Below are 18,728 nucleotides of genomic sequence, written 5' to 3'. Positions count from 1 at the left end.
AAAAATAACACCATGGCTCGCCCCCTTAGAATAAAATATTCAGGAGCAATTTACCACAGCACTTCCCGCGGGAATGCCCGGGACCGAATCTTCCTGGAAGACAAAGACAGAGAGGGTTTTCTGGAAATCTTTTTGACACCATCCACAGATATAACTGGCTGTGCCATGCCGGCTGAATTTGTCTTGTTCAAGTAAGCCGCTCCGCGACAGATAAAGTCTTGCCATCATTGTTCAATTCCATTGCTCATGGTATCTTCTTACCGGCTTGCAGGTCGGTATCTTCTACCCGACAAGGTTAAAGAAGAAAGGAAGATACCATGAGCAATTTAATCAAACGTTTTAAAGAAGATCTCCATTTAGCCGGTTATGCTGAGCGAAGCATTCAATCCTATACCAGCACGGTTTTAAAACTACAGCGCTTTTACAATAAGCCATTAGAAGATATCAGCGAAGAGCAGCTTCGTCAATACTGGCTTTGTTGTCAAAGTGAATTTGGCTGGAGCGCCGCAACACTGCGCATCCGTTACTCCGGCATACAACATTTTTTCAGAAAGACCCTTGTGCGTGAATGGAATATTTTCAACGACATCAAAATGAGTTGAATCTCTCAGTAGTATTTTTAAGATAACGTTCAAGGTAACTGGCGCCGCGCAGCGACGTCCAGTTCACCGTCTTGTCCGACAATCTTTTCCATTAATTCAAAAGTTATACCATGTTTCATAAATATCGGATGTTCGGGTGGTGTACCTGATGCTGTTTGAAAGCCAATTTTGCGGAAGAAACTGACTGACGCATTTCGAGCGATGGTATGGACGCGATGAAGCGGCTTGGCCGACGCGACACTGAATAACTTGGCAACAAGGCTTTGGCCTATGCCTTCCCTTTGACAGTCAGGATTGACCGCCAGATGTCTCAGTTCAATCTCTTTTTCGGATGTCCATACCGCAACCAATCCGCCAACAATCTGTCCTTTCTCTTTCACCGCCAACTCAATCTTCTCCCCATTAATACTGAAGTTATTCCGAATGTCACTGGGCAGGCCAATGGGCCGCCAGAGAACGCGCCAGAGAAGTTCGTCAAGCTCTGCTATGTCCTTTGCGGTTCTTACTGTCTCGACAGTTTCCATACCAACCTTATGTTCGCTTTGTGGATTAAGCGCTTTCTCTCCAGACCAATACTTTAAGAACTCTCCTTCACCAACATTAATAACGCGCTCGTCAAGAACTTTATAGCCGAGACGTTCGTAGAACTGCCTTGATGGCAAAGATATACTCAGGGTTAATTTTGAGATTCCATTCTCCTTCGCCATTTGTTCAAGACGATTCATTATGGCTTCCCCATAGCCTTGCCGCTGATGAGCATGGCGCACAAAAACGCCTGTTATATCGGAGCCAATCAATGCACCAGTTGCCAGAATACAGTCATCGCGTTCAGATATGAGAACCAGTATCTTTCCGGCTGAGCTCCGCTCGACAATCTTCCTCTCCGAATGGTGCTCTTTAAAGAATCCCACCGCACGAGGTGGATACACACCCGAATATGAAGCTTCAATAGTCTCACAAATCATGCGATGAAGAGTATGCAAATCAGTCCTATTGAATGGACGAATCATAGCTTTGACTTCCTTAATTGCTCAAAAACGTTCTTGTGTGGAACAGCATATCCTTCACGAAAAATTATCTAGCTGTATATCATGCCAAAATGGATGAAGTGCAGAAATGTGTATCATCATATCGGGTCTCTTTTCAATTTTTGAAATGGTATAAAAAAACTGAAGTTTCCCGTTTTTATGCACAAAGATAACCTATGTTATCCATATTGCCAGGAAAACATGCATAAAAGCTCCACACAAATCACTGCATTATTAACGAAAAAATTGATTTTGTAACATACTGATTTTATTGAATTTTTTTAAACCAATTTTTCGTGAATAATTGAGTTTTTATTAATAAAAACAATTAGTTATTGTTGAATGCGAGGCTCAAGTATGGTATGTTGTAATTGTCAAAAAAAAACAGTTCATAACAGGAGCCTCGCATGCACATACTACAGTCACTGCTCAACGAACTCAAGAAAGAATTTACTTGGTCCAGAATAGGAAATGAGCGTGGATCATGGTTTATTTGTACTTTGCTGGCAATTATAGTTCCGTTTACCCCATCCAAAACATCAAATCTTCTTCAGTGTCTTGAAATTTTTTTCGGGTTTGTTGGAATCAAAAAGAAACGATACTATACCTTCATGGCTTCACCCAAAATACAGTGGAAAGGCCTTTGGTCCAGGGTATGGCATATGATACCTGATCCTGAAACCAATGGAAGACTGTTGATAGCACTTGACGATTTCATCAATCCAAAAACAGGAAAAAAGATCTTTGGCTGTGCCAGAGTCTTTGATCATGCCGCCAAAGTAAATCAATCAAAATATCCATGGGCACAGAATGTTGTCTCAATCGGATTGCTCAAAATGATCAGTTGCCTTATTCTCAACCGATTTGACCCTGTCAGTCACCGATATTATCGAATACTACGGTGCCCGCTGGAAGATCGAAGCCTGTTTTAAAGAATTGAAAAGGGAAATCGGCAGTGCCGAAACCCAAACAAGAAATTCTGTAGCAGTTACAAATCATTTGGAATTCTGCATGATGGCGACATCAATCACCTGGATTTATGCCTGTAGACTGGCCAACACTCCAAGCCGAAGGCATGCAGTTAATGGTCGTGATCATTTTGCTTTTTCCGATGTCAGAAGAATAGTGACAAAAGCCGCGTTTGATGATAATTTTACATTACTTTGCCCACCAGCAGGCAAATCGGTTGATAATTCCGTTGTAACCGCTCTGCTACAGCTGGCAGCATGACTTTTTTATGGGAAACTTCAGGTATGAATACAACCCGAGTTTTTATTCTGCGTTTTCCAAAGTTGTTTTTTATCCCCACAACCGCTTTGACACCGAAGCCCCAGCCGGGCGCAGCTACAACATGTTGTAGCTGCGCCCGGCTGGGGCCATATTTCAGGCTCTTGATGATCTTGTCATGATTTGCTATACCTTGCCAGGCAAAAAGGAAGTTCCTATCCCTCATTTTTGGTGTTTGATATGCAGGTGCGCTGTGTTCTTCAGCATATCAGCATCGCCGTTGATGAGTTCGTCAATGACCCTATCGCGTTCCCTTCCCCAAAAGACTGCGCGGGAAGCGTCCCTCTGGAGTAGAGCGGAAGCGATTTTCCTGTCAATCTCCAGAAACTCTTTATAATTCCTGTTTTTTTCAATAATCAGGAAGTCGATATCTGAAGTTATATCCAGCAGTTCCATCATCAATTTATGAAGCAGAGCATTGTGGGTTGCCTTGCACATATCCATGCCGAACGCTGCTTCGTACATGAACTTTTGCTGCGCTGTAGTGGCTGCGGAGTATTTCGTGTAGAAGCTTTCCACCTTGTTCTCAATCGTATGAATTTCGGCATCGGTTGCATTCTTGACGATGAGCTCCATAGCATCCGACCACATCTCCCGACTGAGTTCCAGAATCTCCTTATAGGTATATTCCGGTGCGGTGTCACCGTTCATCTGTTCGGCCACCACCGCGTTTTGTTTCACGTAAATGCCGCTGCCCTGGCGGCTGTAGACGATGCCCCGGCCTTCCAGCACCTTGATTGCTTCCCGGATGACCATCCGGCTCACTCCGAAGATGGAGGAGAGCTCCCGTTGCGAAGGGAGACGTTTTCCCACCTCGAAGGTTCCCTTATCTATTCCCTCAATAATGATTTTCACGATTTGGTTAACCGAAGTCTGTCTGTTGTTTTCCATGCTTTCCTCCAAATATATCTGCTTCCAGTATAGCAAAGTCGATTCCGATTGGGAACCAATTAGAGAGAAATATAATCACAATTCATCAGAAAAGCTTGATTGGGAATCCCAATTCTGTTATTATGAACATAGAAACGAAGAGGCATGCCGCCGCAAGGAGGAAAAATATGAAGCAGGAAAACAGAAAACCCATCGCACCCTATATGGCCATAGGGCTGTCGACGGTAATCTACGGAACCTACAGCAAGAAGCAGACCTGGAAAAACATGGACAACATAGAGAACGCCATAAGGGGAGCCATAGGCATAGCCGATCTGAATATGCCCATCAAGCTGATTGCACTGTCGGAAGGTGCCATCACTGGTTTCACTGATGAGGTGTTCGATACGCCGCACAAGCTGATGGCCAACGAATGGGCCATAGACATTCCGGGATATGAAACGAAGCGACTAGGGGCATTGGCCAAGGAGTTTGGGGTATACATCATCGCCCAGTCCAAGGCCAGGTGGCCCGAGGTTATGGAGGACATCTATATCAATACCTTGTTTATTATGGGCCCGGACGGGACTGCGGTACATAAGGCACCCAAGAACCATATCTGGTGCCGGGAGCATTCAGTGACGCCACACGATATCTATGACCGCTGGGTGGAGGTGTTTGGTGACGGACTGGAGGCTTTCTATCCTGTATTGAAGACCGAGGATATCGGCAACATCGGAACCATCTGCTGCAGTGACGGGGAGTATCCGGAAGTGGTTCGTGCCCTGACTATGAACGGTGCCGAAGTTATCTACCGGCCCAGTGAGGCCTGTCCTATGACCAACTCGGGAGGTCGGGGCGGCGGAAGCTGGATGACCCAGAACCGGGGGCATGCCGAATTCAATTCGGTATACATGATCTGTCCCCAGGTCGGACCGGTCTACGTGAATGACTTGTGCGAGCATCCGATGAACATTGCCGGAGGCCATGCCCACATCGTGGACTACAGGGGCGAGCTGATGGCCTACGAGCCGAACAACGCCAACTCTATGGTGGCAGCCACCATTGACATCGAGGCGCTCAGGCAGTTTCGGGATATGAGCCTTAATTTCAACTGGCTTAAGGACCTACGGACCGAACTGTTCAAAAAAATGTATGACACACCTATCTATCCAAAGAACCTGGTGCTGGATAGAGGACCTATCGATCATGCGGAAGCAGACGTGATCTACCGGGATAGCATCAAGAGACTGCAGGAACGGGGCGTCTGGGAGAAACCGTACCACAACTTTGAGGGAGCCAGGTACACGGGCAAAAAGACCAGTGAAGAAGACTGGCGGGCCATGAAGGATGACTGGAAGAGACTGGAAGCAGAGGAAGACGAATAAGCGGTCTTAGTACCGCACTTGTTCCATATTTTATTCTATATTATAGGGAGGTTATCATGGATAACAAGAAACTGAGTAACAAGACCATGCTGGCGTACGGTGTCGGAGGACTGGGGGAAGGGATCGGCTACAACTTCTTCTATGCATTCTTCATGTTCTTCCTAACCACGGTGGCGGGAGTCAATCCTGGTGTGGCCGGGATCATCACCCTGATTGCGGTTCTGTGGGACGGCGTGAGCGATCCCTTGATCGGGTATCTCTCTGACAACTCAAGAAGTCCTAGAGGGAGGCGCAGACCGTTCATCCTGGTTGGCTGCATATTGTTTGGCCTGTCTGTGCTGTTGCTTTTTACGGACGTACCGCTGGGTATCGGCATTAAGCCGGTGTACTTTATTGCAATCAATATGCTCTACTGGACGGGCCTGACCTTGTCCGTGGTACCGCATACTTCTCTTGGCTCTGAACTGACGGCAGACTATGATGACCGCACCAAGCTTCGGTCTTACCAGACCTTCTTTATGAACATTGGGGCGGCGCTGGCACTTAGCCTGGTCTTGGTGCTGGTATCCAGTTTCACAGGTGCGATGGGCAGTGAGAAGATTGGCTGGAGCATGACAGGTCTGATATTCGGTCTCCTGATCTTCCTGGGATACTTCATAAGCTATCTGTACACCAAGGGTAAGGAACCGAAGAACATCAACCTGGGCAAGAAGGAGACAGGGGAAAAACGGCAGAACATCTTCAAGGCCTATCGCAATATATTCTCCAACAAACCGCTCAGGTATATCATCGCACTGAATGTGCTGGTCAACTTCATGCTGGGGCTGGCGGTCTCTGTAAGGGTGTTCCTCTATACCTTCACCTTCGGATTCGATGAGGTGAAGACATCCAGCATGCTTCTGGTCTTCACCATCGGCATAGTGGCCTTTGTTCCTGTGGTGAATTACGTATCGGCCAAGATCGGTAAGAAGAAAGTGACGGTTCTGGGGACAGCGCTGTATGCATTAGGCTTTCTGCTTATCTATGTATTACCGGCCAGTGATATTGTGATTGGAGCCGGGTTGCTTTTGGAATCGTTCGGTAATGCAACCTTCTGGACCATGCTCTATGCGCTGGCCTATGATACGGCTGTTGTCGAGGAGTATAAGACCGGCACAGGCAATGAAGGCATCATTGTGGCCACCATCGGTTTTACCATGAAGGCGGGGAATGCCTTGGGCATGGGTGCCTCCGGACTGGGGCTGACCCTGATCGGCTTCAACCAGGAATTGATGACTCAGTCAGCACAGACCACCAGCGGTCTGCATCTTCTGTACTCGGTTGTTCCCTTTGTTTTGCTGGTGCTGGGTGCAATTATATTTGCCAAGTATCCTCTCACCAGGGAACGCTACGACGAGATGCGGGAGATTGTAAGGAAGAAAAAGCAGGGCGAACAGTATGATACTGAGGGACTTGAAAGTCTGGTTAACGCAGGTTAATTGATTGGTTACGCTCGGTACATCTATATTAGAAGCAATAAGAAGCGCCGGTGACGGCGTTTCTTATCGTCGAGATGTCTGCTTTTGCAATGTGAAGTACTAAAGTGAAAAATGGCGCTTTGTCAAGTTTTCTGGTAGCAAAATTTATGTTGTTAAACAACTCTCGTTTCGGTTGACCCAGGGCAATCGCATGTAGAAATTATTTGCTCAGGATTTTAATCAGGTAGCTGTGATCCCAGGCAGCCTTTAAACGTTTGGTCTGAATACCCCGTTTGAGTGATTTTTCCTGTTTGAGAAGATTTCATGGCCATATCAAAATTTTCATGTGCGTGTCCTTTTCGAACCCGGCAGTGATCCTCACGGAAAGAAATATCCAAACACCAGTGTAGACCATTTTCAATACCCCAGTGCTCGCGGATGGCATTGCCTATCATCGAAGCATTATTTTGAAGACTGGATATAAAATAAGCGTCCTCAGTAGAAATCTTACCATCGACATCCCGTGTACGGGTGACTTTACAGATTGTTTTAAGACCGGCCCACAGGTGTTTCTCCTGGAACCATTCAATATATACGGGGCTGGATGAACTATTACTGGATATCGGAGTATTACAAACCGGTTTCCGGTATAGATGAATGGCTCCGCCGCCGGATACGGATGTGTTACTGGAAACAGTGGCGTTATACCCGTACCAAAGTCCGAAATCTTCTCAAATTGGGCACTTTCAAAAGACAGGCCATTTATACAGCACTCAGCCGAAGGGGGCCATGGCATCTATCCAGAACCATGGCAACACAGGCCGGTATGACCAACAAATGGCTATCTGAACAAGGGTTAATCTCTGTTAAAGACCAGTGGGTGAAAATTCATTACCCGGCTACGGCCCGGTAAACTTGATGAACCGCCCTATGCGGACCCGCTTGTGGGGTGGTGTGGGGGCTGGGGGATTAAAACCCCCGGCTACCCGATTAGCCCTCTTTATGTTCTGACGTGATCTCAATCGTGGCATGCTTTTTGCTGTCTGCATATTTGACATACCGCATCTAATATACTAACTGCGTTTATGAGGGATCACATGAAAATTCAATCAGCCAGTGCTTATGCCGACTATCCATATCTAAATATCTCCACGAACCAAAACCAAGCCCCGGCCAACGGCACGGTAAATTTTTCCGCTTCGGGGGCAACTATTTCCGACACGGTCGCCATCTCCCAAGCCGCGCGAAACTATCTTGCCGACCAATCGAATTTTACCGCACCGTCAGAAAACTGCACAACAGCCGTCTTTGACACCAATCAGGGCGCTAAGAAACTTAATATTGATGCTTACTTTTCGCCAAGCGGGAATGCAAACGGGACGTCATCCTTGTTTCAGACGCTTCCCCCACTGCTGCTTCCAAGCAAGAACAATATTGATGCGATAGCCAACCATATCTCGGAAACTTTCACGCAATTTCTAGTTCAGAACAACATTCCCTCTGCTCCATCAAGCATCACATACGACAACGAAGGGAAAATTCAACTGCCCGCAGATTACGCCTATGCTTCGGCATTCAAACAAGCGCTCGCAAACAATCCTACGATGTCAAGGGAATTGAGTACAGCTAACGCTCTCACCTCGCACTATGTAGGAATGCAAAAATCCTTAGAATTCCAGCAGGAATATGCTGCTACCACAACAAAGGCAGAAGCCAATGCCGTTGTTGCTCGATACAGCTACTTGTTTTCGGGCTATAAGCATTACGACACCATTGCTCTGCACTTTTCGGAGAGTGGTCGTCTGAACCTAACCCATGACGGTGAATCTCTATTCTAGCTGGCGGACAAATTCTTACAAAGGCTAACGTTAAGTTGAGCGGCCAAGACATGGCTGTAAAATTGGCACGCTATTCATTTGGCCGCTCCAACTTTTGGTTACATTAACCGGGTCGAAGCCCGGAGTTTTGGTCCCTTGGTGTAAAGTAGAAGGCAGCAATCTTTTATTTGGGGATTTGCCTTTAAAAAATTGGTTCCTGCATCTACTATTTTATAGTGCTATCTGAATTTTTGACCGGTTTTCAGGTCGATTCTGCATCTGTGTTGCTCGAAAATCCAGTTGATATCTTTGCCTGGTCGCAACCCACCGGTGCGGTTGTTGAGCCGTATGTTAAATTTAGAACAGATCAAAAAAATCTCCCAGGCTATGTTGTATCCATGACAGCAACAGGGTCTGTCAACTCAGTTTCATCAACAACGACGTTTCCGTATCCATCTATGATCAGGACGGTTATCATATTGCCTTGTTCGCAGTGCGGACATGTCCGGTTCTCCTCTGGTACGGTCTCCGGCTTTGAATTTTCAACCGCCAGGTCCCGACGAACAGATTCAATGCTGGTTTTCGCCTTCCCGTTGGCCAGAAAGCCGTAATACCGAATACTGTGAAAGTGTTTGGGCAGCACATGGTACAAAAACCGCTCCATGAAGGTCATAACCGGCAGGGATGTGGTTTCCCAACGGGCGCTTTTTTTCGTATTCTTGAACCAGAATTCAATGTTGCCGTCTTTTTCGGCAATGATCCGGTTGTTGCTGATGGCACACCGGTGGGTGTATCTGCCGATATACTTGACTACTTCTTCGGGCCCTTTAAAAGGTGGTTTGGAAAAGTCCCTCCAGAAACTTTGCCCTGAATACGTTTGACAATGCTTTTACCGGGAACAGAAAACTGCTGTGGTATTTTGGTTCGACCCAGTGGCCGTCAGGGGCGATTCCCCCTGCTGTTGTGATGTAATGGACATGGGGATGCTGCCACATCTTTCCGCCCCAGGTGTGCAAAGGTCCGTAAAATCCTATGGTGGCGCCAAGACGTTTGGGGTTGTGTCCGAAGTCCAGCAGTGTTTCTGATGATTTTTCAAACAACAGGTCATACATAATCCTGCGGTTGGGCCTTCTTTGTACCAGCTAATACAAGAATTGGTGGTCGTCTCAGATGCTCAGAAAGCTCGGGCTTTTCGGCTACGGCAGTTATGGTCGGCCCAGGTTCAAGAAGTCTTCTTATAGAAAACCCTGTATCGATAAGTTCGTTTGTATATGTTTCAATGGTTCGATGATATTTAATGACACCATTGACGAACCAATTAGACACCCGTATGGTTTCTTTTTTATAGTCATCAACTGGCCAATGCTTTTTGGGAACCTTATCTGAGCTACACCAACCCTTCAACAATGATGTGCAGATTGGATGCTCAACAGAAAAAATAAAATGACCATCTTCTATAAGAGCAAGCGCAACTTTTTCAAACACCGGACTGATATCCTTTACATAGTGAAAACACATTGAAGAAACAACAAGATTAAAGCTACCTTCGTCTACTTCAAAATCCTCAGTAGGAGTAACCAAAAAGCTTGCTCTTGGGTCCTTTATCCTGTTTTTAGCTTCTGATATCATCTTTTGAGAAATATCTACACCCAGCACATGAGCAGCCCCTTTTTTGAGACAAAAGGAAGCAAACTTGCCGAAACCGCAGCCAAGATCTAAAATGTGCAAGCCTTCAAGCGGTGGTAACAGACTGTAAACTGCAGGTTCCTCAATAGCGGCATTAAAACCGCCTTCACTGGATCTCAAATCCATATAACCTTCAAAGAAATATGGATCATCATAAACGTTTTGTTTCATATTAAAAATGTCTTCCCAACAAGTCCATGTGTGGGACAGCATATCCTTCACGAAAAATTATCTAACTGTATATCATGCCAAAATGGATGAAGTGCAGAAATGTGTATCATCATTGAACAACCTGCATGTCAATTGTTTAGGCCCAGGACGATTACATACCGGCTGATCACACCCAAGATGCCTTTTTTCTGCATGGCAGAAACCACGACCGGGGTGAAGCGCTGGGACGACAGGGGCGCCTGGATGATATGGGTGTGATACCATCCCGTTTTGTTCAGGATCTCCAGGTAATCGTCGATGAGGATGCCGCCCTTGTGTTTTTCATCCATTGCCGGGGTATTCTGAAAATCCCGCCAGTCGGCATTGATGAATGCCAGCCGGGTCTTTTTTTTGACATGTTGTTTCAGCAGGGTAAAAAACGCCGCCAGAAAATCCAGGTAATCGTTTCTGGACAGTCCGGAAATGCTTTTTTCATCATACTCCCCGGCTTTTTTGTCAAAATAGGGCGGATCAAAGAGGACCAGGTCCGGTTTTCCCTTGGCGCTCACAGGCCAGGACAGCCCTTGATCCGAAGAGATCTCCCAAGTGAAGGGTTCGATTTCAGGGCGGGTATCGGGTCGGTCTTCCATGTCAAAGGCCCAGCACCGGCGGCCCATGGCAAGGCAGGTGTCCGGGGTGACCCCGCCCCCGGCCATGGGGTCCAGGACCAGGTCTCCCGGCTGTGAAAAATAGCGCAGGATATGGGCGATCAGCTGGGCCGGGATCCGGCCGGGCCAGTCATCCCCGAACCGGTTGTCACAGTCATTGAATTCCCACTGGTCCCAGGTCCTAAATCCCCAGCCAAGTGCTTTGAACCGGTCATGATCCGTTTTGCCCTCCAGGACCAGGGACCAGACCATGGGCTCCGGCCAGCCGTGCTTTTCAGCCACCTGGGCCACGGTGAATCCCCGGGATAAATCAGCATTTGCCGAATTTGGCAACACTGCCATTTTCGGCAAATGGTGTTGAAACGATGTCCGGGCCAGACCCAGTCTCGCTGCCATCCGGTCCTGGGGTATGCCCAAGCTGTGCATGCGGAATATCTTGATGTCCGTGTTCATCTGGGTGGCGGCACGAAGATCGGCGATGTAGCCGTCCACGGTCCGTCTGGCCCGGCCGACGGCTTTTCCGATATCCGCAGAACTGAGCTGTGTGTTTTGGGCATATGCCCGGCGGGCTGTATCCTTTGCCTCCTCTTCCGTTAACTGTTTCGGGCCGATGGCTTTGGCTGCCGCATACAGCAGGGGATCACTTCCATCCAGGTCCTTGATAATGACGATTACCTCTTCCATGCCCGTTGACTTGTAGGCGTTCCATCGGTGCGCCCCGTCCAGCAGACGGTAGAAACCGGGCCGGTCCGGACAGGGCTCCACCTCAATGGGATCAAAGGCAATCCCATCCCGGATGTTTTCGGCAAACATGCCCACCCGCCTGGGGTCGATTCCTTTTCTGGGATAAATCGTTTCATCAAGAATAATTAAAGAGACAGGGATTTGGGTTGTTTGTGGAGTCATGATTTTTTTCATTTGATAATTCCGAAATCAAGGGGTGGAAACCCTGCATGTAATTTCCGACCCGGGAATAGATGGTTGCCGGCCAGGTTTTGTGCATATGGCACATATCTTTGGCTGTGAACCGGTGTTGGTTATCATGGTTACCTTTAATCATGGAATGTGCTGAAAAACAACAAGAAAAGATTTTTTCCTTAAAGCCCACCCTTGGGCACAATCTGACCTGAGCGGTCAGTAATTCTCAATATAGGGAAGCAATCAAATCCCGACGGAGAGCGTCGGGGCCAAAGGAGGCCATCAATGACGGATCAGAACGACAGTAAAAACAAATTGACAAGGCGGGGATTTCTTAAGGCAACCGGTGGGGCCACTGCCATGGCTGGCATGGCTGCCGGCGGGCTGCTTATCGGGCCCAGACGGCTGGAGGCAGCTGAAATCCCACAGAAATGGGATGAAGCCGTGGACGTGGTGAAAGCCGGTTTGGGTCTCAATCATCCGGAATTGACGATGTTGATGGCCAGGCAATCGGCCGAAGCAGTGGAGTGGACTGTCAAACTGGGAGTCAAGTACAAAGACCGCAATACCCATCTGGGAGGACATTCGGTCCCCCGCAGCTACTACACCACAAACAGCTCGGGTGCCGGTATCGTCCGACCTCAATTGGCCAAGGTCAAGGAACTCGGGGTTCCGCTGGTGACCCGGTGCTACCTGGACCGGATTCTGCAAGATGACGACGGCCGGGTCAAAGGGGTCCGTGTGTACGAAGATTACCGTTTCCCGAATACGGAAAATGGAAAAATGAAAACCATTCGGGCCAACCGGGCGGTCATTATGGCTACCGGCGGTTTTGGCCAGGATATCGCCTTCCGCATGCTCCAGGATCCGAAGGTCGACGAAAAGGTCGAGTCTACGAACCAGCCCGGCGCCACGGCCGAAGGTCTGATCGAGGCGCTCCGCCTTCATGCCAACCCCATTCAGCTTTCCTGGATTCAACTTGGTCCCTGGGCCTGTCCCGATGAAAAGGGGATGGGAATCGCGGACCAGGAAGGGGTTTTTCGGACGGCCAAGCTGGACACGATGCTCGAACGAGGGGTCGTAAAGAAATTCGATACACTGGATGCCCTGGCCGAGGCGTTCAAGATCCAGAAGGACAGACTGAAAAAAACCGTGGCTGAATACAATGCCTTCCTCAAGGCAGGGGAGGACAAAGCCTTTGGAAAGCCTTTCCAGAAAGATTGTAAACCGATTGTCTCGCCTCCCTTTTATGGGATGAACCTGTGGCCGAAAGCGCATCACACCATGGGCGGAATCCAGCTCAATACCGAGGCTCAGGTGATAGATCTTTACCAGAAGCCCATCCCTGGGCTTTATGCCGCAGGCGAGATCAGCGGCGGTGTCCGCGGTGCGGTCCGACTCGGCAGCAATGCGATCACCGACTGCATTGTTCGGCGGAGTTGGTCTGGGTCTGATCGGGCTGGGCATAATGGGCTGTTCCGGGATTAACCGGGGTGCCGGAGAACGGACAAGTGCAGGGAAAATGGAAAAAGAGGTGAGTGAAACGCGGGTCACAGTTAAACCCGTAAATGTTGTAATGTCGTTAAAGCCGCATCATCAGGGGGCCGGTCTATCCTGCGAGGACTGCCATGGGAGTGGAACGCCCCAAGCCATCCGGGCCGATGCCTGCCTGAGCTGTCACGGCACATCGGAAGGCATAGCGCAAAGCACTGAGGCGCTCAAGCCCAACCCCCATGATTCGCTCCATTACGGCCCGGACCTGGACTGTGATCTGTGTCACCACGAACACACGACGTCGGAAAATTATTGCAACAACTGCCATGAGTTTGACATGCTAGTGCCCTGATTCCAATGATTCTGGCGCTATTGGCCTCTGCCTCACGTAAATACAGCCTGGAATTCTCCAAAATCTGACACAGAAACCTATGTGCTTTACCTTGAGGAGAAAAAAATGGTGATGCATAACTGTAGATTGTCGCTGTCTGATCCCAAGAATATGTCAGGTTATTTTACCTATTGGGGATATAGGTAGGGCCTGATAGTAATCAAAACAAAACTACCAGGCCCCGAGCAGACAGCAGTCTACCGCACTGAGTTATCCCTTGGCATCGGAGTCCCCTCTCGTATGCCTCTGTTTCACTCAGATATCTCTATCTGGTCACAATTGAAAATCAATTCCGCACTGATCGTTTTTTCCTGTCTGTAAAAGGCTTCGGTTAAAAGCAACGTGCCCATGTTCATGATGTGTCGTCGATTCCCTCTGCAATGGGATGATAAAATGTTTAAAGCATCCGGATCAAACAGCGTTTCTGTTGCACCTGCATTGGATAACCTGAATTTGATAAATTCAAGACTTTCATCGTCATTCAAGGGATTCAAATTAAATTGCCCGGTGAGTCGGGTTTTTACAGAAGCCAGAATTTGCAGTGAGAGTTTTTTTTCAAAGGTTTCATCTCCCACAAGAATAAAACTTGCGGCCACGGTTTCCTTTTGAGGATTAAACATCAGGGAACAGATATCCATTAATGATTCCTTTTCCATGAGGTGGGCATCATCAATAACAAATACCGGGAACACACTGCGGTGTTCCGATGCCATGTTTGTGATCTGTTTTTGCAGGCTGATCAGCAAAGGCACGGTCCTACCATTTGTTTCCACCCCAAGAACGTCAGCAAAGGCTTTGAGCATTCCGTTGCGCTGTAATCCACCGTAATGGACCAGGGAAGGTTTATAACAGTTTGCATCGAGCTGGGATAAAACATAGTTGATTAATGTTGATTTGCCGGCACCTGAGGGCCCGGACAAAGCAAAACTTTTTCCAGAGGAGATCAACGATATGGCTGTCCTGAGAAATCGCTTGTCCTGCTCTCCCAGATAAGGGGTTTTCAGTCGGTAAGTATTTGCGAACGGATGATATTTACAATTAAAAAATTCCAGTGGAGATTGTTTATGAGTCATTTGTATGGTTTCCTATTGATTTGGATGTTCAAATCGTCTTGCATTGGCGCCAAGGTCAACGATACGTGCCTTTTTCATTTCATTGCCGTAGTAGATACAGGTTTTGTCCCAGGGCATATAATAAATGGTTACCCGGGATCCTGGCAGGCATCCGGGTACCTCATACCTGATTTTTTTGAAATGGATGGTGCAATCATTGTAAACCCTGCAACGCCGCTCCATCCTGAACAAGGCTTCAATGTCAATCGACGGCGACAAAGCACGGCATACATTTTTGCTTTGCAGTCTTTTTTGCAACGGGGAACATTCCAAAGATGAGTGCAGGGTTTCATGATATCCGGCAACCCAGGATTTGAACGCATCATTGATCTGCTTAATGGTTTTAAATTTATCACAAAGGAACTGATCCCTGACGGTCCTGAACAGCCTTTCTAATTTGCCTCTGCCTTGAGGGACAAATGGTGGGGTATGGACCAGATCAATTCCGTTCCTGGCGCAAAGGATCTTCAGGTGCCGGCTGATATATGCCGACCCATTGTCGACGTAAAAACGCTGGGGAATTCCAAATCGTCTGACCGCACCCATGAGATCATAGAGTAAAGGTTCAACCGATTCGGTCAGGTAAAATCCACCATGAACAATAAACCGGCTGCTGTCATCCAGGATGACATGGAGATAGGTTTTGTGCTTTTTATTGTCCTTGAACAATTTTGGACCATGGAGAAAATCAGCAATCCATAATTGACCGAAATGGTCAAAGGCAAAAGGCCGTACATTCCCGTTTGGATCAATGTGGGGGTCTCTTTGCAGGTTATGGGCTTTTGCAAATCTGTAAATGGCAGACCTGCTGGGTTTTCTTCCATTCCACCTGTTGGTTTTAATCAGTTCCTTGATCATCCTGGCAAGGGTCCATCTTGGGTGTTCCTCCCGCAGAGCAACCATTGCTGAAGTGATCTTATCCGGGATCTGGTGGTTACCTTTATCAGATCTGACTTTGCCCATCAGGCCTGGCAGGCCACTTTGAAGGTAGCGGTATAGCCATTTCCTGAGGGTTTCTGCACTCAATCTCATATGGGAACCGTTTGGATGGACATACCGCTGCCAGGACGCCTGGTCAAGCAGCTCTCCAGAGGGAAGGCTGTTGGCTTCCCTGTGCAGAAGAGGGCTGATAATCCCGTAACGCCATATGGCCAGTTCTAATTTCTCGTCATTTTGTTCTCTCACTTAAACCTCCTGTTTAAAAAAGTTGAACTCCAGGAGAATTGCTTAACAAACTGACTGATTTTATTATATATACGTTTTGTGTTGGTGCTTTTTTATCTGAATCTTTCCGGGTAAAAAGTCCAGGAAAAATCTCTGACAAATGATGCCCAGGATCTGCCGGAAGATAAGCATGGGGACATTCGATTGCCATGTCCTTGCTTGAACCAGTCACGGATTATCAACGCTTTTTTTATCCACCGCTGTGTTCGCGGCCAATTGCCGCCGGTGTGCCGGACAATATCTGCGATATTGTTTCCTTGTTCGTACATATCAAGAACATACATCAACATGCACAGAGAGATCCTGAGTATTGGCAATAGCGCATGGGGAAGAATTGAAAAGGTTTTACATGGGCATTGATCATTGTCACAGCGAAAACGCTGGATATTTATCAGCTCATCATCAAATAGATATCGCCTGTAAAACCCCCATTTTATATACGTATGACGGTTCCCGCAGTGGGGACAGCAAGCAAGTGCAATGCAGTTTTTTCTTGTAATTTCTGATAAAACAGTTATCAATAGATTCCATGATCGGGGCATGTGTCCTCCTGTTTAATTGTTAAACTTTGCAAAGGAGGGTATAACACATGCCCCCCCCCTCTTATCCCCCCCAAAAGGGGGGAGGAGGATAAAAGGCATACAGCGGTTCCTGCTGTCCATGAAAAAGCTTCCGTCGTAATCTCAAAATATTGCACCTGAAAAATTTCATTTAGGCATACATGCGTGGGATTTTAGGCTGGATTTTTGGGATATTATTGTGCCTCTCTACACATAACCCACCTCACCCCAGCGAAGTGATCAAGGAACTGTGTATCGAACCGGTAGGAATGGCGGTGACTGAAGCGGCCAAGGGACTCGGGTCAGCAGCGTTTATGAAAGGCCAGTGTCGATATTTTTTACAATCTGTAAAGAACCCCCCCCCCCTTTTTTTAAAAATTTTTCATAAATTATTATGAAAGCCGGAGATGGCCCATATGATTTTTTTTGGGGTCTTGGTATGAATTGTGAATAGATTATATCAAGGAGTTCCAACATTTTCGTTTGTTTAGGTTTTGTCATGGAGAAAAGGCAGAAGTCGTAATTGTTTGGTTCTTAACAAATATGTGGATTATTCTAGTATTGGCCAGTCACTAATTTTAATAAAAAGGAGAGAGAGCTAATGAATCAATCTGCAAAAAGAAAAGAATATCCTTCCATGCTCCCGGCTTTATCCCTGAATGGTTTATACGGCATTGCTGTATATAAGAATGTTCCCATTACTAGTTCAAATTGCTATCTTTCTATCCATCGGCAGAGTATTTCTCCAATTGTTTATTTTCGAATAGTAAAGGAAGGGCTCTTTCCGTTCGAGTAAATTTCCTTAAATCCCAACTGAAAAAAGGGGGGGATTTCCATGATGCGAAAAAAATTTATAAAACGGTGTCCAGTGGATCGAAGAGTATTAAATTTTGACCCTGGATATACAGGCAAAGAGAAAAGAAGTGGAAAAGACAGACGGAAGGACGGGGACAGATCAGAATGGACTGCATTAAACCGGAAAGCTTCTTTGGGGAACGGGAATGCATTTTCCAACCAGTTTCAGGAAGTGATACCCGGATATTTCATAGGGTAACACGCTGTTTATTGGCTCAACTTGAGCTGGCAATACGATTGAGACTGATGCCGGATTCAGCAGCTTGTATGGCCAATTTTCTATGGATCTCCGGAGGTACCCGGACCATGAATTTTCCGCTGAAGTGTTTGATTGCAATTGGTTCGGGAACAGGCTCACCGGTTTTGCCCATGTCCAATAACACATCCGCCACAAGATTTCGGATGCCTTTCAGGTGCTGGTCAAACACCGAATCACTGACAACATGGATTTTTTTGAAAGCCGTATCGTGCTTCGGCCCCAGGAGATTTCCAACCACCCCGGCATTATCCGCCGCCTGGGCGTGATCTCCATGGACACGGCCTTGGAAATAGACATTTACGGCAGTGTCAACTCCTCCCATGTCTGCGGCACCCATTGGGAGTGGGAAACAAGCAATTTGCCGACAGTCACCCGGAAATTTCTTGAAAATTCTGAGAAATATGCGGACAAGGATTTTCAGCAATTTAATCCGGCACTCTATAACGGGGACAGCAACTGCAGCATGACATGGAAAGAGACGGCCTGAAGAGAAAACTCTTTGACTGGGCACTTACCGTCGGTGAAGCGGTTTTTCATGCAGCGGTATGATCCTGAAACAGGTGCCTATGACATGGGGCATGATTTCGATATTACCGGCAATCTTTCCTTTGGAATGAGAATAAAGTATAAAATTGCCGACAAGCTGTTCTCAAAGATCCGGGCATTGTCCGGGCTCTGTCGGTCTTGAATCAAATGGAAAAAGTCGGGCCGGATTTTATCGAAAAAGGAAATATCAGGGGGCTTGTCGCGCAGGAAGTTGCAAGCGCGAACAGGGAACTGGAAGGGTTTGAGCAGATAAAACAGTACACCATTCTCTGTGAAAGATTCACAGAACACAACGGCATGTTGACACCGACTCAGAAAACAAAAAAGAGAGTGATTATAGACAGTCATTCAGTTGAAATTGATAAAATGTATGCGCAGGAGTGATTTTTCGTAAAATGGGCCGTTAACTGAACGGG

At 47.2% G+C, this 18,728-nt stretch carries 20 protein-coding genes and 2 pseudogenes; 13 read left to right on the top strand and 9 right to left on the bottom strand.

Annotation, left to right across the window (positions count from 1 at the left end; translation table 11 throughout):
• Positions 1–317: 317 nt before the first annotated feature.
• Positions 318–602 carry a phage integrase N-terminal SAM-like domain-containing protein gene (locus K365_RS0112105; RefSeq protein WP_024334765.1) on the top strand — a complete coding sequence of 95 codons (285 nt, stop codon included), beginning with the start codon at positions 318–320 and terminating at the stop codon, positions 600–602.
• A 29-nt stretch (positions 603–631) separates the two neighbouring features.
• On the opposite strand, the gene K365_RS0112100 is transcribed toward K365_RS0112105, so the two are convergent.
• On the bottom strand, positions 632–1,612 hold the full coding sequence (locus tag K365_RS0112100; protein ID WP_024334764.1) for a GNAT family N-acetyltransferase: 981 nt from the start codon (positions 1,610–1,612) through the stop codon (positions 632–634).
• 425 nt (positions 1,613–2,037) lie between these two features.
• Between K365_RS0112100 and K365_RS28440 the strand changes: the two genes are divergently transcribed.
• The 3 genes and pseudogenes from K365_RS28440 (at position 2,038) to K365_RS28740 (ending at position 2,860) form a co-directional block, all read left to right on the top strand.
• The gene (locus K365_RS28440) at positions 2,038–2,562 is read left to right on the top strand and encodes a hypothetical protein (RefSeq protein WP_024334763.1); all 525 of its coding nucleotides are present in this window, start codon (positions 2,038–2,040) and stop codon (positions 2,560–2,562) included.
• Positions 2,546–2,593 (top strand): annotated as a pseudogene (locus K365_RS29385) (hypothetical protein); the annotation flags it as partial. The gene K365_RS28440 and the pseudogene K365_RS29385, both read left to right, overlap by 17 nt.
• A 48-nt stretch (positions 2,594–2,641) precedes the next feature.
• Positions 2,642–2,860: a hypothetical protein gene (locus tag K365_RS28740; RefSeq protein ID WP_245569168.1), complete on the top strand. Its 219-nt coding sequence runs from the start codon at positions 2,642–2,644 to the stop codon at positions 2,858–2,860.
• A gap of 219 nt (positions 2,861–3,079) precedes the next feature.
• Here K365_RS28740 and K365_RS0112085 read toward each other — a convergent pair whose 3' ends face one another.
• Positions 3,080–3,808, bottom strand: a complete 729-nt coding sequence (locus tag K365_RS0112085) for a FadR/GntR family transcriptional regulator (RefSeq protein ID WP_024334761.1) — start codon at positions 3,806–3,808, stop codon at positions 3,080–3,082.
• Between the two features lie 167 nt (positions 3,809–3,975).
• Here K365_RS0112085 and K365_RS0112080 point away from each other — a divergent pair, with 167 nt between their 5' ends.
• Positions 3,976–5,175: a nitrilase-related carbon-nitrogen hydrolase gene (locus K365_RS0112080; RefSeq protein WP_024334760.1), complete on the top strand. Its 1,200-nt coding sequence runs from the start codon at positions 3,976–3,978 to the stop codon at positions 5,173–5,175.
• Positions 5,176–5,231: 56 nt separating this feature from the next.
• Positions 5,232–6,653, top strand: coding sequence for an MFS transporter (locus tag K365_RS0112075; RefSeq protein ID WP_024334759.1), 1,422 nt, complete (start codon positions 5,232–5,234; stop codon positions 6,651–6,653).
• A gap of 215 nt (positions 6,654–6,868) precedes the next feature.
• Here K365_RS0112075 and K365_RS29380 read toward each other — a convergent pair whose 3' ends face one another.
• Complete coding sequence (locus K365_RS29380; protein WP_353740175.1) at positions 6,869–7,222, bottom strand: ISAs1 family transposase; 354 nt, start codon at positions 7,220–7,222, stop codon at positions 6,869–6,871.
• Here K365_RS29380 and K365_RS29375 point away from each other — a divergent pair.
• Both K365_RS29375 and K365_RS0112070 read left to right on the top strand, forming a co-directional pair.
• Positions 7,216–7,545, top strand: a complete 330-nt coding sequence (locus tag K365_RS29375) for a group II intron maturase-specific domain-containing protein (RefSeq protein ID WP_353740174.1) — start codon at positions 7,216–7,218, stop codon at positions 7,543–7,545. The genes K365_RS29380 and K365_RS29375 overlap by 7 nt on opposite strands.
• A 184-nt stretch (positions 7,546–7,729) precedes the next feature.
• Positions 7,730–8,470 carry a hypothetical protein gene (locus K365_RS0112070; protein ID WP_024334758.1) on the top strand — a complete coding sequence of 247 codons (741 nt, stop codon included), beginning with the start codon at positions 7,730–7,732 and terminating at the stop codon, positions 8,468–8,470.
• Positions 8,471–8,834: 364 nt separating this feature from the next.
• Here the strand turns inward: K365_RS0112070 and K365_RS29370 are convergent.
• The 3 genes and pseudogenes from K365_RS29370 to K365_RS0112055 form a co-directional block, all read right to left on the bottom strand.
• A pseudogene (locus K365_RS29370) lies at positions 8,835–9,444 on the bottom strand (transposase).
• Between the two features lie 109 nt (positions 9,445–9,553).
• Entirely contained in the window at positions 9,554–10,306 is a 753-nt protein-coding gene (locus K365_RS0112060) for a class I SAM-dependent methyltransferase (protein WP_051147929.1), read from the bottom strand.
• Positions 10,307–10,434: 128 nt separating this feature from the next.
• The gene (locus K365_RS0112055; protein WP_084490037.1) at positions 10,435–11,859 is read right to left on the bottom strand and encodes a DNA methyltransferase; all 1,425 of its coding nucleotides are present in this window, start codon (positions 11,857–11,859) and stop codon (positions 10,435–10,437) included.
• 297 nt (positions 11,860–12,156) lie between these two features.
• Between K365_RS0112055 and K365_RS0112045 the strand changes: the two genes are divergently transcribed.
• The gene (locus tag K365_RS0112045) at positions 12,157–13,359 is read left to right on the top strand and encodes an FAD-binding protein (RefSeq protein WP_024334752.1); all 1,203 of its coding nucleotides are present in this window, start codon (positions 12,157–12,159) and stop codon (positions 13,357–13,359) included.
• 46 nt (positions 13,360–13,405) lie between these two features.
• A complete protein-coding gene (locus K365_RS27305; protein ID WP_211221116.1) occupies positions 13,406–13,717 on the top strand; it encodes a cytochrome c3 family protein in 312 nt (103 codons plus the stop codon).
• A 290-nt stretch (positions 13,718–14,007) separates the two neighbouring features.
• Here K365_RS27305 and K365_RS0112035 read toward each other — a convergent pair whose 3' ends face one another.
• The 3 genes from K365_RS0112035 to K365_RS29100 form a co-directional block, all read right to left on the bottom strand.
• On the bottom strand, positions 14,008–14,829 hold the full coding sequence (locus tag K365_RS0112035; RefSeq protein ID WP_024333137.1) for an ExeA family protein: 822 nt from the start codon (positions 14,827–14,829) through the stop codon (positions 14,008–14,010).
• Between the two features lie 12 nt (positions 14,830–14,841).
• A complete protein-coding gene (locus K365_RS0112030; RefSeq protein ID WP_024333136.1) occupies positions 14,842–16,053 on the bottom strand; it encodes a helix-turn-helix domain-containing protein in 1,212 nt (403 codons plus the stop codon).
• Positions 16,054–17,722: 1,669 nt separating this feature from the next.
• A complete protein-coding gene (locus tag K365_RS29100; protein WP_281167779.1) occupies positions 17,723–17,878 on the bottom strand; it encodes a type II toxin-antitoxin system HicB family antitoxin in 156 nt (51 codons plus the stop codon).
• A gap of 42 nt (positions 17,879–17,920) precedes the next feature.
• Here K365_RS29100 and K365_RS29095 point away from each other — a divergent pair, with 42 nt between their 5' ends.
• The 3 genes from K365_RS29095 to K365_RS28725 are packed head-to-tail and all read left to right on the top strand — an operon-like array spanning position 17,921 to position 18,696.
• Complete coding sequence (locus K365_RS29095) at positions 17,921–18,253, top strand: acetyl-CoA hydrolase/transferase C-terminal domain-containing protein (protein WP_281167778.1); 333 nt, start codon at positions 17,921–17,923, stop codon at positions 18,251–18,253.
• 12 nt (positions 18,254–18,265) lie between these two features.
• Complete coding sequence (locus K365_RS28730) at positions 18,266–18,454, top strand: hypothetical protein (protein ID WP_245569167.1); 189 nt, start codon at positions 18,266–18,268, stop codon at positions 18,452–18,454.
• A gap of 5 nt (positions 18,455–18,459) precedes the next feature.
• Positions 18,460–18,696, top strand: a complete 237-nt coding sequence (locus K365_RS28725; RefSeq protein WP_024334748.1) for a hypothetical protein — start codon at positions 18,460–18,462, stop codon at positions 18,694–18,696.
• Positions 18,697–18,728: the final 32 nt, after the last annotated feature.

The organism is Desulfotignum balticum DSM 7044 (assembly GCF_000421285.1).
GTDB lineage: Bacteria > Desulfobacterota > Desulfobacteria > Desulfobacterales > Desulfobacteraceae > Desulfotignum > Desulfotignum balticum.
The sequence above is the reverse complement of the archived record's forward strand: the minus strand, read 5'-3'. Positions and strand labels throughout refer to the sequence as shown.

What these genes read in the sequence shown, in the direction of transcription:
- K365_RS0112105 (WP_024334765.1), top strand. Translation starts at nt 318, where the DNA reads ATGAGCAATTTAATCAAACGTTTTAAAGAAGATCTCCATTTAGCCGGT.
- K365_RS0112100 (WP_024334764.1), bottom strand. Translation starts at nt 1,612, where the DNA reads ATGATTCGTCCATTCAATAGGACTGATTTGCATACTCTTCATCGCATG.
- K365_RS28440 (WP_024334763.1), top strand. Translation starts at nt 2,038, where the DNA reads ATGCACATACTACAGTCACTGCTCAACGAACTCAAGAAAGAATTTACT.
- K365_RS28740 (WP_245569168.1), top strand. Translation starts at nt 2,642, where the DNA reads ATGATGGCGACATCAATCACCTGGATTTATGCCTGTAGACTGGCCAAC.
- K365_RS0112085 (WP_024334761.1), bottom strand. Translation starts at nt 3,808, where the DNA reads ATGGAAAACAACAGACAGACTTCGGTTAACCAAATCGTGAAAATCATT.
- K365_RS0112080 (WP_024334760.1), top strand. Translation starts at nt 3,976, where the DNA reads ATGAAGCAGGAAAACAGAAAACCCATCGCACCCTATATGGCCATAGGG.
- K365_RS0112075 (WP_024334759.1), top strand. Translation starts at nt 5,232, where the DNA reads ATGGATAACAAGAAACTGAGTAACAAGACCATGCTGGCGTACGGTGTC.
- K365_RS0112070 (WP_024334758.1), top strand. Translation starts at nt 7,730, where the DNA reads ATGAAAATTCAATCAGCCAGTGCTTATGCCGACTATCCATATCTAAAT.
- K365_RS0112060 (WP_051147929.1), bottom strand. Translation starts at nt 10,306, where the DNA reads ATGAAACAAAACGTTTATGATGATCCATATTTCTTTGAAGGTTATATG.
- K365_RS0112055 (WP_084490037.1), bottom strand. Translation starts at nt 11,859, where the DNA reads ATGACTCCACAAACAACCCAAATCCCTGTCTCTTTAATTATTCTTGAT.
- K365_RS0112045 (WP_024334752.1), top strand. Translation starts at nt 12,157, where the DNA reads ATGACGGATCAGAACGACAGTAAAAACAAATTGACAAGGCGGGGATTT.
- K365_RS0112035 (WP_024333137.1), bottom strand. Translation starts at nt 14,829, where the DNA reads ATGACTCATAAACAATCTCCACTGGAATTTTTTAATTGTAAATATCAT.
- K365_RS29100 (WP_281167779.1), bottom strand. Translation starts at nt 17,878, where the DNA reads ATGGGCAAAACCGGTGAGCCTGTTCCCGAACCAATTGCAATCAAACAC.
- K365_RS28725 (WP_024334748.1), top strand. Translation starts at nt 18,460, where the DNA reads ATGGAAAAAGTCGGGCCGGATTTTATCGAAAAAGGAAATATCAGGGGG.